This window comes from Desulfosarcina sp. (assembly GCF_033791525.1).
In the GTDB taxonomy this organism is placed as follows: Bacteria; Desulfobacterota; Desulfobacteria; order Desulfobacterales; family Desulfosarcinaceae; genus Desulfosarcina.
Genome location: NZ_JASJGN010000011.1, coordinates 1 through 15,230 on the forward strand (window position 1 = coordinate 1; position 15,230 = coordinate 15,230).

The 15,230-nt window shown below is 56.1% G+C and carries 13 protein-coding genes and 1 pseudogene; 7 read left to right on the forward strand and 7 right to left on the reverse strand.

The genetic code is table 11. From position 1 onward, the window contains the following. A pseudogene (locus QNK41_RS00440) lies at window positions 1–186 on the forward strand (hypothetical protein); the annotation flags it as partial. 110 nt (window positions 187–296) lie between these two features. Further along, a complete protein-coding gene (locus QNK41_RS00445) occupies window positions 297–1,400 on the forward strand; it encodes a hypothetical protein (protein WP_319252621.1) in 1,104 nt (367 codons plus the stop codon). A gap of 230 nt (window positions 1,401–1,630) precedes the next feature. Here the strand turns inward: QNK41_RS00445 and QNK41_RS00450 are convergent, their stop codons facing one another. Further along, window positions 1,631–2,524, reverse strand: a complete 894-nt coding sequence (locus QNK41_RS00450; protein WP_319252623.1) for a DMT family transporter — start codon at window positions 2,522–2,524, stop codon at window positions 1,631–1,633. 10 nt (window positions 2,525–2,534) lie between these two features. Continuing rightward, window positions 2,535–3,584, reverse strand: coding sequence for a radical SAM/SPASM domain-containing protein (locus QNK41_RS00455; protein ID WP_319252625.1), 1,050 nt, complete (start codon window positions 3,582–3,584; stop codon window positions 2,535–2,537). 191 nt (window positions 3,585–3,775) lie between these two features. On the opposite strand from QNK41_RS00455, the gene QNK41_RS00460 reads away from it, so the two are divergent. Together QNK41_RS00460 and QNK41_RS00465 are read left to right on the forward strand one after the other, a co-directional pair. Beyond that, complete coding sequence (locus QNK41_RS00460) at window positions 3,776–7,003, forward strand: ASKHA domain-containing protein (protein WP_319252627.1); 3,228 nt, start codon at window positions 3,776–3,778, stop codon at window positions 7,001–7,003. Further along, complete coding sequence (locus QNK41_RS00465; protein WP_319252629.1) at window positions 6,993–7,751, forward strand: creatininase family protein; 759 nt, start codon at window positions 6,993–6,995, stop codon at window positions 7,749–7,751. Before QNK41_RS00460 ends, QNK41_RS00465 begins: the two co-directional genes overlap by 11 nt. Before the next feature lie 76 nt (window positions 7,752–7,827). Here QNK41_RS00465 and QNK41_RS00470 read toward each other — a convergent pair whose 3' ends face one another. From QNK41_RS00470 to QNK41_RS00480, 3 genes are all read right to left on the reverse strand, one after another. Continuing rightward, window positions 7,828–8,439 carry a flavodoxin family protein gene (locus QNK41_RS00470; RefSeq protein WP_319252631.1) on the reverse strand — a complete coding sequence of 204 codons (612 nt, stop codon included), beginning with the start codon at window positions 8,437–8,439 and terminating at the stop codon, window positions 7,828–7,830. A gap of 96 nt (window positions 8,440–8,535) precedes the next feature. Continuing rightward, on the reverse strand, window positions 8,536–8,799 hold the full coding sequence (locus QNK41_RS00475; RefSeq protein ID WP_319252633.1) for a hypothetical protein: 264 nt from the start codon (window positions 8,797–8,799) through the stop codon (window positions 8,536–8,538). A 38-nt stretch (window positions 8,800–8,837) separates the two neighbouring features. Beyond that, entirely contained in the window at window positions 8,838–9,182 is a 345-nt protein-coding gene (locus QNK41_RS00480) for an Mth938-like domain-containing protein (protein WP_319252635.1), read from the reverse strand. Between the two features lie 100 nt (window positions 9,183–9,282). Between QNK41_RS00480 and QNK41_RS00485 the strand changes: the two genes are divergently transcribed. The 3 genes from QNK41_RS00485 (at window position 9,283) to QNK41_RS00495 (ending at window position 12,507) form a co-directional block, all read left to right on the forward strand. Further along, on the forward strand, window positions 9,283–10,437 hold the full coding sequence (locus QNK41_RS00485; RefSeq protein WP_319252637.1) for an aminotransferase class I/II-fold pyridoxal phosphate-dependent enzyme: 1,155 nt from the start codon (window positions 9,283–9,285) through the stop codon (window positions 10,435–10,437). Between the two features lie 15 nt (window positions 10,438–10,452). Further along, window positions 10,453–11,589, forward strand: a complete 1,137-nt coding sequence (locus QNK41_RS00490; RefSeq protein WP_319252639.1) for a beta-ketoacyl-ACP synthase III — start codon at window positions 10,453–10,455, stop codon at window positions 11,587–11,589. Between the two features lie 279 nt (window positions 11,590–11,868). Then, window positions 11,869–12,507: a septal ring lytic transglycosylase RlpA family protein gene (locus QNK41_RS00495; protein ID WP_319252641.1), complete on the forward strand. Its 639-nt coding sequence runs from the start codon at window positions 11,869–11,871 to the stop codon at window positions 12,505–12,507. A 121-nt stretch (window positions 12,508–12,628) separates the two neighbouring features. Here the strand turns inward: QNK41_RS00495 and QNK41_RS00500 are convergent, their stop codons facing one another. Both QNK41_RS00500 and QNK41_RS00505 read right to left on the reverse strand, forming a co-directional pair. After that, on the reverse strand, window positions 12,629–13,780 hold the full coding sequence (locus tag QNK41_RS00500; protein ID WP_319252643.1) for a M20 family metallopeptidase: 1,152 nt from the start codon (window positions 13,778–13,780) through the stop codon (window positions 12,629–12,631). A gap of 272 nt (window positions 13,781–14,052) precedes the next feature. Continuing rightward, entirely contained in the window at window positions 14,053–14,937 is an 885-nt protein-coding gene (locus tag QNK41_RS00505) for an ABC transporter permease (RefSeq protein WP_319252645.1), read from the reverse strand. Between the last annotated feature and the right edge of the window lie 293 nt (window positions 14,938–15,230).

The window sequence follows — 15,230 nt, forward strand, 5'->3', positions numbered from 1 at the left end:
AACATCCTTGCCAAAGTCAGATCGGACGACATCGTACTGATGCACGATTCCGATGCCGGCAGTCCGGAGCGGATCAGGCAATGGATCAGGGAAATCGAAAGGATACTGGCGGGTCTCTCGAGAAAAGGATTGAAGGCCGTCCCTCTTGCTCAACTCACCGGACAGCCGGTGATGCGCAGGGAATGAGAACCGTTTTATGTTCAGTGTTGGACATTGGATGCGTAAAAAAAACGTCTGAAGGGTGATTGATCTACATAGATCCGATTTCGCACTAAACTGAAACCATTAGGAAGGAAATGTCTTCTATATTTCATAAAACAGTTTTGTTGTTTGTTTTGATCCTCTGTGGTTGTGGAGGTGGCGGCGATAGTGCGGCAACACCTCAAATCTCTATGGGTAATTTTCAAACGCCAATCAACGCCAGACTTATTCATAGTGCTGTTTTTGTGACCCGCGTCACCATAAACGGATCGACAAATCTCGATATTTTGGTGGATACCGGTTCTACAAACACTTACGTTCCCGCCCAACTATTCGGCAATCCAGGTGAGTCAATAAACATCTCAAGCCTTTGTTTTGAGAACAACGTTTGTATTTATGATTTTGAAGCATTTCTCTCTGATTCCGCCTTCGCGCAATCCAAGGAGGGCTATTACAACGGAATAATAGGGATGGACCTTCTTAAATACTTCGATTTAACCTTTGATTATAAAAATGAATCGATTCTTTTTTATGATGCCCTTGAAAACGGTCCATCTGAATCTGTGACGATCCCTATCCGATATGAAGGGAATAGACCATTCACGAATGTTTCGATTGAAGGTTTATCACAAGGAATTACTTTGCTTGATACTGGCGCGGCCTATACCAGGCTTTCACCCATAATGCTGGATTCTTTGAGCCAGCTTCCGACAGTGCTTTTCACATCCTTTGTCTTTAATTTTGGTGTTTCCGAGAGTGTTGAATATCTGTCACTCACCGACTATTGCACAGGTATGGCGTGTACAGACGAAATAATAGTTCAAATAGGGAGTTGGCACGCCGTGGGTGGCACATTTTTCAGGGAATTCCTGACAGTATTTAACTTTACAGACAATATCGTCAAGCTTGACCGCTATCTTGATAACAGCCATATCAAGGCAAGCGGGATACAGCGATCAGGCGTCCAGATCGATATTTACGACGCAAGCCAAATAATATACGTGATTGAAGGTGGCCTGGCGTGGGAAGCGGGACTCCGGGACGGGTACGAGATCCTTTCAATAAACGGCATTCCTATCCTGTCTCTTGGCTACTTCGGAATTTACGATCTTTTGTCGGATACGACTATCGAGTCGTACCAGTTCGTTGTTATTAATTCTGTCGGCGATGTGGAGGAATTTACAATAATAATTGGATAATATGTTCCAACAACCGCATCAATGAATTTGATTAAAAAACGAGAAAAAACAAGGTCGTCAAACAATCTTTGGCAATCATCCAAAAAATCCCCCGTAAACCATCCGACAAGAATCGTAAACTTGAGTCTTATCAATTTCAGCCACTGAGTTAGGTCACCCCCTATCAACAACATCTCTCTGCAGCTATTGATCATTCGTATCGTCACCAGAAGGTCATTAGGCTGATTGTCTCAGCGCCCTTTTCGAAGGGTCAGCACCACATTGGCCCCGAAAATCAGCAGGGCGCCAATCCATCCGACCGGTCCAAGTGGCGGCTCCGCCACCAGCCATGGCCCCAGCATGGCCGCCAGCAGAATTCGCGTGGACGAGATAACGCCCCCCTCCACGGCAGTGACATAGCGAAAACCCAGGGTGATCAGAAACTGACCGGCGATACCCACCCCGCCGCACAGGGCCAGGTAGTAAAGTTCACGGCCATCGGGCCAGAAGAAGTGTTGTCTGAAAAAAAGGAACATCAGCACCGATCCCAGTCCAAACATGTAAAACAGCACGGTATTGGCATCGTGGTACTGCCGGCTGAGATTGAGATAGAGGATGGCGAGAGCCGCACTGACGCCGGAGCCGATCCCCCATAGGCTCTTGAGGCCAAGGCCCATGTTTCCCGGCCGCAGAATCAGCCACACCCCGGCAACGGCCACCACCACCATGGCCAGGGCAACCGGATCCCGTTGCTGGCGCAGCAGAACCCAGGAGAGGATGGCCACGAAGATGGGATAGGTCATGTTCAATATATTGGCCTCGGCCACCGAAGTGTAGCGAACAGCCTGATAGAAGCAGTAAACGGCGATGCAGTTGCCCAGTGTCCGGCCGACCAGCAGATGGTAGCGCTTCGGGACCGGTCCCTGCCGCCTGAGGGCCATAATCGTACAAACCACGATAAAGCCCAACAGAAAGCGGAAAAAAGCGAAATAGGCGGAGTCGATGGTCACCACATCCCGGGACCAGCGGATTACCACCGTGGAGAAGTAGAAGCAGAAGGCCGACGCAAAAACGGCCAGGCATCCGAGAAAACCGAAAATTGCCGACGGTTGGTTTGGCGGGGTCGGGGGGGACGTCTTTGTCATGGATAGCCCGTCAGGGCTGGTTCCGGCAGTTTCGCCAGCACATGGGATCCGATGCCAGGTAATCGCCAGTGATCTGGTAGGCAGCACCCCGGCAGCCGTAGCAGCCATCTGCCTGGTCGCAGCTTCCGCAGGTCCCTTTGATGGTGTTACGGTGATTTTTCAGGTCTTTGAGCACCGGGCTGTTCTCAATAATCGTCTTCAGCGACTGCTCCCGTACGTTGCCCAGAGAGAGGGTCACGCCCACACAGGGCATCACGTCGCCCCTTGATGTCACCAGGCAGGAAAACTGGTGGCGCAGGCAACGGTTGCCCACCAGCGGCGGCTGGATGTCCCAGGTCCGACCGTATTGCTCCAAGTCGATAGTTGCCAGTTCCTCAAACAGCCGGTGCAGGGTGTGGGGATCCACATCCAGCCAGGGATTTTCCAGTGCGTTGGCCTGGGGGGTGATGATCTCGAAATAGGGGGCGATGCCCTGGTCTCGCAGCCAACACCACAACCGGGGAAGTTCCTCCAGATTCTGGCGGCAGATGATGGTGCTCGCGGCCAAAAAGGCCTCCTCGGACGGGTAGCCCGCCTGTTTGAGATACTCCAGCGCTTTTTTGATGAGCCGGCCGGCCCCTGGCTTGCCCGACAGCCGGTCCTGCAGATCTGGGTCGAAGGTGTTCATCTTTATCACCACCCGCACCTGGCGGTCGAACAGCCATCCGGCGAAGTCGGCTGTGATACCGCTGCCGTTGGTGAACATCTCCACACCCATGCCCTGGTCCTGAACGAAAGCGATCATTTCACGGATGTGCGGGTAGATGCTGGGCTCACCGCCCAGAATAATGATCCGCCGGGTGCCCAGCGCTTTGGCCTGCAGGAGCACATCCCGGATCTCAGGGAGGGTAAGTTCCCCGTCAAAATAGCTCTCCTCGGGAACATAACAATACGGGCAACGGAAATTGCAACGCAGGCTGAATTCGATTTCCATGGTCAGCAGACGGTTATCAGCGGCTGCATGGGCAATGGTCGCCCTGTCGAACTCGAAATCACATAACCGGCTGGTGCAGCATTCCATGAATCGATCCTTTTTTAATTGACGCCTGGTCCTGCGACAGACGAAACGTCATTAGCTATTCAAATTATCCAGCCGTGTCAAGCAAACACATGCGGGAATGGCTTGACCCAAACTAAGCGCTGTATTAACTGGTGTCCATTCAGTACTGGCGGCTCAAGCTGTCATAACCGTTGGAAGGAACGACAGCGACGATGACACCTCCCATGGGAGGGAAGGACACCATCGCCCAGATGATGGAACGCCTGCTGTCCGGCCCGGCCCGGCCGGGTCAGGCGTTCATCATGCCCGGCTGCAACTATGACGGCCTGTATCGGATGGCCCGCCGGATCAAGGCATTATTTGACAGCCAGAAGGAAGATCACACACCGGTCTGCCTCTGCTCCGAGGACCGTGCCGTGATGGCGGCCGCCCTTCTGGCCTCGCTGGCCGGTGGGGCGGAACTGCTGCTGCCCCATGCCCTGACGGCAACTGCCCTTCTTGAGCTGCACCAGTTGACCGGTTTCTCCCGGGCCATTGCATCATCCGATGACCTTCTGCCAGCCGGGGTAACGGTCATCGATGCACCGGCACTGGTGGATGAAGTCGAAACCCTGACGTCCGAAAACGAACCCGATGCCGACCGGGCCTGGGTCCACCTGTTCACCGGCGGATCCACCGGTGTCCCGCGCCTCTGGTCCAAGACGCCGCGCAATCTGCTGGGCGAAGTGGATTATCTGGTAAAGCGTTATGAGATCACCAGCGGCGACCGCGTCCTGGCCAGCGTCCCGGCCCGGCACATTTACGGACTGCTCTATTCCCTGCTGATGCCCCTGGCGGCATCGGCCCGGGTCGTGGCACAGACCCCCTCCTTTCCCGAAGAGATCAAAGGTCAAATGGCCGCCACGTCGCCCACCATTTTCGTAAGCGTGCCGGTTCACTACCGGTCACTCAGGGAAAACCCGCCGGAAAAAGGCGCCCTGCGGCTGGCTTTTTCCTCGGCCGGTCCACTGGCGGAAGCCGACGCCACGGCATTTTCCAAAGCAACGGGCGTGGATCTGGTGGAGGTCTACGGGTCCACGGAAACCGGCGGTATCGCCACCCGCAGCCGGTCCAAAGGCGAAGAAGGCTTCACGCCTTACCGCTGCATCCAGTGGCGCGTGGCCGGTGAGCGTCTGGACGTCCGCTCGGCCTTTCTTTCCCGTGAACTGCCGGTACGCAGCAGCGGTTGGTTTACGGTAGCGGACCGGGTGAAAGCCCATGGCAGCGAATGTTTTGTGGTCACCGGACGCACGGACCATATCGTCAAGGTGGGTGGCAACCGGGTCGATCTGGAAAAGGTGCGCCGGGCCATCATGGATGTAGACGGCGTCGATGACGCCCTGGTCCTGGCCAACCCGGTCGAGACCGGCCGGGATCAAGCGGTCATTGCTCTTGTGGCGGGCAGGGTTTCCGACGACGACGTAAGAGCCTCGTTGGAAAATGTGTTGGCGCCCCATGAGAAACCCCGCCGAATCCGCATTGTCGATCAAATCCCAATGGGGGCCACTGGAAAGATCGATCGCCGCGCCATTGAGAAAATTGCCGCCGTCCAATCGATAACATTCGAGCCGGCCGGGCTGAACGTGCCCGTGGATGAGAACAAAACCCTCCAGGAGATGGGTGCCGACCACGGCATCGACATCCGGGCCGACTGCGGCGGCATGGGTGTCTGCGGCAAGTGCCTCGTCCTGGTCCACCCCAAAGCGAATTTTTCGTTACCCACCGAAGCGGAACTGGATGTGCTCACACCGGGTCAGATGGCCAATGGATCCCGGCTGGCCTGCCAGGCCCGGGCCACTGGCAAAAGCTCGGTCACCATCCCCGACACCTTGGCTGAAAGCTCGGAAACACGGGGCAAAACCGGGATCGCCGGCAGCTACCCGGTGGATACCATGACCCGGCGCCTGGCCGTTGAAGGCCGTTCGCCGGGCCTGAAAACAGACAACACCCCGGAAAGCCTGCTGGACTGGCTGGCTGCGCAGGTCGGCGAACCGACCGCCTCAGCTGCCGATGTCGCATCCTTGCGGCAGCTGGGCAACTATCGCGACAGCCTGAAATCCTTCACCCTGGTGGTGCACGAAAAAACCGGCCTGCGCCGTATCCTGGCAGGCAGGCAAATGGCCAGTCTCGGGTTCGCCGTGGACCTGGGCACCACCTCAGTGGCTGGCTATCTGTGCGACCTGGCGACCGGCACGCTGCTGGCTGCCGACGCCTGTATCAACCCCCAACGGCGCTTCGGCGAAGACGTGATCAGCCGCATCAGCCGAATCAACGAAAAGGATGCGCACCTGGATCAACTTCAACACCTGGCCGCAAAAGCCATCAATTTTCTCATGACCCGCTGCCTGGAACAGGTGGGTGCCAGAGTCGGCGATATCGATGAGGTGGGCGTTTGCGGAAACACCACCATGCAGCAGGTTTTTGCCGGGCTTCATCCCTATGGGCTGGGAGTTTACCCCTATTTCCCCCTGACACTGAACCCGCCGCCATTCAACGCCGGAGATCTGGGGCTGATCACCGATCCGGCCGTTCCGGTGTTTCTCATGCCGGTCGTATCGGGATTTGTGGGTGGAGACACCATGGCCGCCATTTTAGCCGACGGCCCCCACGAACGCGACGAGATCACCCTCATCGTGGATATCGGCACCAACGGCGAGGTGGTGCTGGGCAACCGGGAGGGATTGTGGGTCACCAGCTGTGCCACCGGCCCGGCACTGGAGGGGGCCCAGATCTCCTGCGGCATGCGCGCGGTATCCGGCGCCATCCATCGCGCATGGCCGGACGAAAAGAGCCGACGCGTTGACTATGAAGTGCTTGGAAATGAAGGTAAAAACAGGCCCATGGGCATTTGCGGCTCAGGTATCATCGACGCCGTCGCCGCCCTGCGGCGGATCGGGGCCATCCTGCCCAACGGCCGGCTGGATGAAACCATCGACGGAGTGGTTAGCGACCAAACGGGCATCGGCCGGTATTACACCATCGCAGGCAGCGACCATACCGCCACCGGCAGCGATATTTCCGTCTCCCTGAAAGACGTTCGCCAGATTCAGCTGGCCAAGGGAGCGCTTTTCACAGGCATCGAATTTCTCATGCGCAAGGCCGAGATCAAGAAAATCGACCGCACCATCCTCACCGGGGCCTTCGGGGCCCGGTTCAACTGGAAGAACGCCCTGGCCATCGGCATGCTGCCCCCGGCCGTTGGCCGAGGAGCGGTCATCCCCAAAGACAACCTGGCCGGCGTGGGTGTGGTCATGGCCCTTTTGGACAAACAATTGAGAGCGGAAGCCAGCACCCTGTGCCACCACATTCATCACCTGGAACTGGCCTCCGAACCTGATTTCGCCATGGCTTTTGCGCGGGCCACGGCATTTCCGGAAATGGAGAATCACCATGCTACTTGAAAACCTGGCCTTCCCTGAAGTCGAAGCGTACCTCAAAGAAAAAAATGTCATTCTGATTCCTGTGGGCTCTGTAGAACAGCACAGCCCCTACGGGCTGATTGGGACCGATTTTATTGCAGCCGAATGCATCGCCCGGGAAACCGGAAAACGCATGGGGATAATGGTTGCACCAACGCTGGCCTATGGTATCTCTCCCCACCACATGGCTTTTTCTGGCAGTGCCACCCTGATGCCGGAAACCCTGATCCTCGTTGTGGGGGACATTGTCAAATCCTTCCTGTCCCACGGATTCAGGCGGATCTTCTTCATCAATGGCCACGGTGGAAATGTGAATTCCATTGAGACCGGTCTCCAGCGTTTGAAGGCAGATAACTACCCAGGAATATTCGGCATGATCTCATGGTATGACTATCCGGAGATGGTCGACATCGGCCGGGAACTGTTTGATGGCAAAGAGGGAAGCCACGCCACACCGTCGGAGGTCGCCGTGACACGGTGCCTGAGACCGAAGGAGTTTGGAACCAAAGCCACGATAGAACTGGAGATTGAAAAACCTGAACACCATTGGCCGCTATCAGCTGAGGAGATGAGACAGTTTTTCCCCGACGGCAGGATGGGTTCCGCCCCCTGGCTGGCCACCGAAAGCAAAGGGAAGATGGTTATCGAGAGATCCGTCGATGCGTTGGAAAAGAAGCTACGGAAAATTATTGCCATGCCCCTGGCTGATTCGTCAAAAGTACAAAAATAGATTCGGTTTTAAGCCAGGGGCTGTCACCCGACCTTTGCGGCGCAAGGCTATTTTTAGGATTATAGGTAAACAGCAGTCATCCATGGCTTTTCAAACTGTCGCGATCCGAGAGCGCCAGGACCAGGGCCTTTCCCGCTTCATACGCATCTTCCAGGGCGGCGTGAGATTCTGCAATCTGCCCCTCTGTTTCAATTCCCCTGAAAACAAGGGATTTCCAGAGTTCCATATCCAATGCATCCATGAAATACTTGACGCTCAACAGTGCCCCGTCGAACAGGCGTTTGCCTTTGGTGGACCCGACGGAGATAAACAGGCCTTTGCGGGGATAGTTCTTTTGACCAAAGGGTTTCTTTTCTATCCAGTATTTTTTGACCCACAGGGAATTGCAGCGATCCATCAGGATCTTGGTATGGGCGCTGACGGTGTAGAAAAATATCGGTGAAGCCAGCATCAGTCCGTCGATGCCCTGCAACAGTTCCTCAATATCTCCGTAGTCGTCCTTGATCACACAGTGTCCTGCCTCTTTGCAGCCGTAAATTTCAAGACATGGCGACATCTTTAAATCCCGCAACACGATTTCCGTGACTTGAGCGCCTGCATCACGGGCGCCGGAGACCGCGTGTGTGAGCAGTGTTGACGTGTTGCCTTTCCGGCGGGGGCTGCCGAAAACGGCGGCTATCTTTATCATTGCACACTCCCTGGTCCCTCTGCTGCGCGTTGTTTTCCTGGACTGAAACCCATGGCCGTGAGGAAAATGGAGGTAATGCTTTTCATAAAAAACTCATCATATATCGATCATTCTTTTTAATCCACCATAGGCAGAGGATTGAATAAAGTTTCCTAAAAGTGCCTCGACCTGCACCACCTGATCCTTTTTGACCATCAGCCGCATGGGCACTGAATTAAAGATGTATGGGGCAACCGTCTCGCCTTGAATGTAGTAGTCGATTCCTTCCGCATCCAGGATGGATCTGAGAAAAACACGGTCACCCGCATTGTAGATTTCTAAAACCATCTCAAAATCACTCGTGTTTTCTATGTTCGACATTCGAATCCTTGGCAATAGGGTGGTCAAACCCAATCCTGTCAGCAGGTCAGATGAAAACAGGCGCCGACCGTCAAGCCCGCCGTGCGCTTTTGATTGTATATGTCCACAGCTCGTGGAGTGGGTTCGGCAATCAAGGCGATGCCCTTTTCCCTGAGAAAAGCGTGGAGGTCCGAAGCAGGCCGCATGCGCCCGCTGGTTCCCGTGCCGGCCACGATGAGCTCCGGAGCGGTGTCGGCAAGGACAAGCATATCGTCTACGCGCAACATGTGGCCAGGCTGCCGCCACCATCCGTCCTGCACACGCCCGTCAGGAAAAATGAACAGATCGGAGGTGTAAGTCCGGCCGTCAATGGTCATGCGGCCGAAGGCGCTGGATTCGATCATGGTCTCTCCGCAGAAAACATGCTAAAGATTGACTCTCCATAGTATGATAGTAAAGATCAAATAGGAATTATCAACCTGTCCGAGCCTCAAAGGAGTCGCCATGGCCAGTGAAACCCATCGCATCGACACCCGGCTGATCCATGCCGGAGAGCCCGAAAAAAGAATTTGCGGGGCCGTGAGCCTGCCGGTGTTCCAGTCGTCCACTTTTGAGTATGCCGGCCAGTCCAGCTATGACGAATTGAAATACATCCGTATGAACAACACCCCCAACCACGAGGTATTACACCGCAAGCTGGCCATCCTCGAAAATGCCGAAGCAGCCCTGGTGACGGCCAGCGGCATGGCAGCCATCTCCACTACCCTACTGGCCCTCTTTTCCCCCGGAGACCACATCCTGGTGCAGAACTGCCTTTACGGCGGCACCCAGGATTTCATCGTCTCGGATTTCGTCCCACTGGGGTTTCAGTTCGATTTTATCGACGCCGACGATCCCGCATCCTGGACGTCCATGCTCAAGCCCAACACCCGGGGCCTGTATGTGGAAACCATCACCAACCCGTTGATCCAAGTGGGTGACCTGAAAGCCCTGGCCGAGTTTGCCAGGGCCAACGGCCTGATCTCCATGATCGATAACACCTTTGCCACACCGGTCAATTTCCGGCCGGCCGAATGGGGCTACGACATCTCCCTGCACAGTTGCACCAAATACCTCAATGGCCATTCGGACATCGTCGCCGGTGCGGTGATCGGCAAGGATACGCTGTTGAAAAAGATCGCCCATAAACTGATTCACCTGGGCGGATGCCTGGATCCCCACGCCTGTTTTCTTCTTCACCGGGGAATGAAAACCCTGGCCCTGCGCGTTCGCCACCAGAACCGCAGCGCCCAGGCCGTTGCCGAAACCCTCGCCGGCCATCCTGCCGTCGATCGAGTCAACTACCCCGGCCTGCCCGACCACCCCGGCCATGGTCGGGCCAGAGAACTGCTGGAGGGATTCGGCGGGATGGTCAGTTTTGAATTGAAAGGCGGCCTCGACGACGCCGAGCGGTTCATGCAGCGCGTGACGGTTCCCATCGTGGCCCCCAGTTTAGGCGGCGTGGAGACCCTGGTCACCCGGCCGGCCACCACCTCCCATGCCGGCATGCGCGCCGAGGAACGCCAGGCGGCCGGCATCAGCGACTCCCTGATTCGTCTGTCCGTGGGCATCGAAGACACGCAGGACCTGATCGATGATTTAGAAAACGCCTTGAAATAATTGCAAAGGATCGCCATGTCAGCTTCAGCACGACCCGGGGTTGTTATCAGCGGCAGCGGCCTGTGGACGCCCGACCATATCATCACCAACGACGAACTGGTAACCGCCTACAACGAATGGGCCAACCGCTACAATGACCAGCATGCTGAGGCCATCGCGGCAGGCGAACGGGAAGTGAAACCGCTCAGTTCAGTAGAATTCATCGAAAAAGCCTCCGGCATCCAACAACGCTATGCCTATATCAAGGATGGGATTCTGGATGTGGCGCGCATGCGCCCGGCCATTCCGGAACGGCCGGACGAGGCGCTTTCAAACCAGGCCGAAATGGCTGTCCACGCCGCCCGCGGAGCCATGGACGCTGCTGGCAAGACGGCCGCCGACATCGATGCGATCATCGTCTCCTGCGCCTACACCCAACGGTCCTATCCGGCCATCGCCATCGAGGTGCAGGAGGCCCTGGGCATCGATGGCTTCGGTTTCGACATGCTGGTGGCCTGCTCGGCGGCCACCTTTGCCCTGCACCGCGCATATGAAATGGTCGCCGCCGGCACGGCCCGCTACGTGCTGACCATCAGCCCGGAACTAACCTCACCCCAGGTCAATTATTGTGATCGGGACAGCCACTTCATCTTCGGCGACGTGGCCACGGCGACAGTCCTGGAGGGTTCCGATGCCTGCACGGCACCGCACAGCTATGAAATTCTCAGCACCCGGGCCAAAACCAAATTCTCCAGCCATGTGCGCTCCAATTTCGGCTATGTCAGCCGAGCCAACGATGTGGACCCGTTCGGTGCCGACAAGCTGTTTCATCAGAACGGCCGCCGGGTATTCAAAGAGGTATGCCCCATGGCCATCCAGCATTTGACGGACCATATCTCCCAGCATGGTTTGAACGTGCCTGACATCAAACGCTGGTGGCTTCACCAGGCCAATATCAACATGAACCTGCATATCGGCGGCAAGCTGCTGGGGCGAGAGGCCACCTTCGATGAAGCGCCCATTGTGCTGGACCGCTACGCCAACACCGCCTCGGCGGGTTCGCTGATCGCCTTTCACCTCTACCGCCAGGACCTGAAACCCGGCGACCACGGCGTCATCTGCTCCTTCGGTGCGGGCTATTCCATCGGCAGCCTGGTGGTGAGAAAACAATAATTATCAGATCACAGTTTACAGTTATCGGTTCACGGTTAAAAAACAGAAAGTAGAGGAAAATTATGTGATCTTCTTTTGAGGATTTAGAAGATTTTAAATAATATTGCGGTTTGAAGCGAAATAATAAGTATTTTCGGATTTCTGAAAGTCTATCAATACCCCAATGCTTCACTCGTCGCATCGTTTATTGAAAAAACCGTGAACTGTGAACCGATTACCGTAAACATTAAAGTGGTTGCCATCATTAGAAACATGAGTAACCGGAAAAGCAATCGGCCAATGCGCTTTTTTATCACCCTGTTGGCTGCGGCAAGTCTGATCCTTTCCGCCTGCGGTGTGATTCGAACCACCTACCGGTTGACCAAGGGAACCGTGGTCATGGCCTACAAGGTGACCAAATTTGCCGGCAGCACCGTCTACACGGTCGGCGGATTCACCTTCGACGTGGTCACCGCACCGTTCTCCTGGCCGTTGACCCATGACGACATCGACACCATCGACGGCCTGTCCCCCAAGGAAGCCATTGCCCAGGGCCGCGTCAAGGCTTCACCCTACACTGTCCGGGGCAAGCGCTATGTGCCCATGACGGTGGTGCAGGCGAAAACCTATCGTGAAAAAGGCATCGCCTCCTGGTACGGCAATGAAACCTACCGGCAGCGGGGCGGCCACATGACGGCCAACGGCGAAGCCTTCAAACCGGATGGGCTGAGCGCCGCCCACAAACACCTGCCCCTGCCCATCTTCGTGCGGGTGACCAACCTGTCCAACCGGCGCAGCATCGTCGTGCGGGTGAATGATCGCGGGCCCTTTATCGATGGACGTATGATCGATCTGAGCGCGGGGGCCGCCAAACGGCTGGGCTTTTACAAACAGGGTACGGCCCGGGTGCTGGTGGAGACGGTCGAGCTGGAGGGGTGACGGGATTGGCAGCGATTGAAGGAAGCGCCGCCGTATGCACAGAATCGAAAGGGACCGCAATTGCGGTATTCCCGATTAGGCGCCCCCTATCACGCAAGCGGAAGCCGCTGCGCATGCATCTTTACGCCTTTTCTTGAGCAATCGCTCTACACACGGAAGCGATGAGCTGGATCTGGGGCGCAATACTGCCCACCTCCACATACTCATCCTGACGGTGAGCATTGGCCCCCACAGGCCCCATGCCGTCGATGGTGGGCGCACCCTGCGCAGAGGTGTAATTGCCGTCCGAACAGCCACCGGTGGAGATGGACTCAATCTTCAATCCCAGGTTCGACGCCTGAGCCTTGATCAACCGCCACAACGCCAGCGTCCGGTCATCGGCCTCCATGGGCGGCCGGTCTACCCCGCCGCTGACAGACAGACTGACACCCGCGATATGGGTATGATCCGGCAAGGATTGAAAAAATGCTTTGACCGTGGCCACCTGGCTCTTTACGGCCACACGGACATCCACCGACGCCCGGGCTGTATCGGGAATTATGTTGGTCTTTTCGCCGCTCCGGATCACGGTCACATGGGCCGATGTGCCTTCACCGGCCTGATCGTTGAACTGCTGTGTGGCAAGCGTCTGGTGGGCAATCTCCACGGCAGCGTTGGCCCCCTTTTCCGGCTCCACCCCGGCATGGGCGGCGGTGCCCCTGGCCGTGATCGTATAGCCGCCGCCTCCTTTTCGCTGCAGGACGAACCGGTTTCCCGGGCGGCAGGGTTCGAAGACGAACACCCGTCGGCTGTTGCGGGCATGGGCCTCGATCCATGACCTGGACGATCCCGAACCCACTTCTTCATCGCCATTGAAGCAGACGCCAATCGACAATCGGTTCAGCTCGCCGTCGTGGTGAAGGACCTCCAGTACATGCAGGGCGACCAGCAAGCCACCCTTCATGTCGCAGACTCCGGGACCGGTCGCCCGGTCCCCGTCTGCGGCAAAGGGTCGTTTCTCCACTTCACCCGTCGGAAAGACCGTGTCCATGTGTCCCAGAAACATGATGTCGAAGGGCTGTTCTGTAGACCGGTTGCTGGCCTGCAGGCAGGGCACGCCCCGGTCCCCCAACTTCTCCAAACGGGTAGAGAAACCGATCGCCTCCAGCCGCCAGCGCAACCATTCCGCCACGGCGGCGATGCCGGCAATGTTGTCGCTGCTGCTGTCGATATTGACGAGGGTCTCCAGGTCGCTGAGAAAGTCGTCTATCCGGCTACCAATGAATGTTTTCATATCCGTTTTCAAATGTTTATTTGATTGTTTTAAGCTTTAGGGAGGTTGATTCGCCCAAGATAGATGGAGGAAGCGGCAGTACTTCTATTGCAATTCCTTTGAAATCCTTTTTTTGGATTCATGGACGCCTCCTGATTGAAACGGGTTCGTAAAACGCCCGAGATCAAGGCTTGCGAGACCCGAGGAATGAGGCGTACATGCACGTACTCCGCAGTGACGAGGGACGAAGCGTAACGCAGATATCGGGCGTTTTAGGAATCCGGCCATAATCATCAGGTTTGGCGCGCCAGCTTGGGGTTCAACTCATCCCTCAGCCAGTCGGAAAAAAGGTTGATGGCCACCACCAGAAAAATCAGGGTGGCACCGGGGAACAGGGTCAGCCACCACATGCCGGCATAGATGTAATTCTTGCCGATGGCGATCATCATGCCGATGGACGGTTCGGTAAGCGGCACGCCGACCCCCAGAAAGCTCAGGGTCGCCTCCAGCATGATCACCACCGCTAGATCAACGGCCATGACCACCAAAATAGGCGGCAGCGCGTTGGGAAGGATGTGGCGAAAAAGGATGCGAAAGTCCCCGGCCCCGGAAGAACGAGCAGCGACCACGTAGGCATTGTCCTTGATCTCGAGCACGCTGCCGCGGATAGTACGGGCGTACTTGACCCAGTCGGCAATGCAGATGGCGAAGATTACCGTGACCACGCCCCGGGTTTCAAACACCCCCAGCAACAATACGGCCAGCAGGGTGGTGGAAAAAGCAAACACCGTGTCGGCCAAACGCATGACCAACGCATCCAGGACACCGCCATAATAAGCGGCAAGCATGCCCATGACGATGCCGATAACGCTGGAAATGGCTACCACCGAAAAACCGACAATAAGCGATGTGCGCAGCCCGTATATGATCGTGGAGAGAATTCCGCGTCCCTGGTCGTCGGTTCCCAGTGGGAAAGCCGACAGGCTGCCGTCCATCCAGGCGGGCGGCAGTAAAAAGTTGCCCAGATCCACGGTCATCAGATCATACGGATCCATGGGTGCAATCAATGGCGCGAAAATCGCACAAAAGAAAAAGATCAGCAAAACGATGCTGCCGATCAGGGCGGACGGGTCCCGCAGATAGTTACGAACGTGTTGGGATTGAAGCAAGCGACTCATATTACTTTCTTCGAACCTTAAACCTTGGTTAATTAACAAGAAGCGAATTTGTTTTCCTGGAAATTGCATTCCGGACGGTTTCTTAAAAAGCCCGAGATCAAGGCTTGCAAATCCTGAGTAATGAGGCGTATTGATCATACTCCGCAATGACGAAGGATGAAGCGCAACGCAGATATCGGGATTTTTGAGGAACCGTCACAATTAACTACTCGTACCTGATCTTGGGGTTGAGGAACGCATACAATAAATCCACCAAAATGTTGATTGTCAAAATGATCACCGCCGCCAGCATG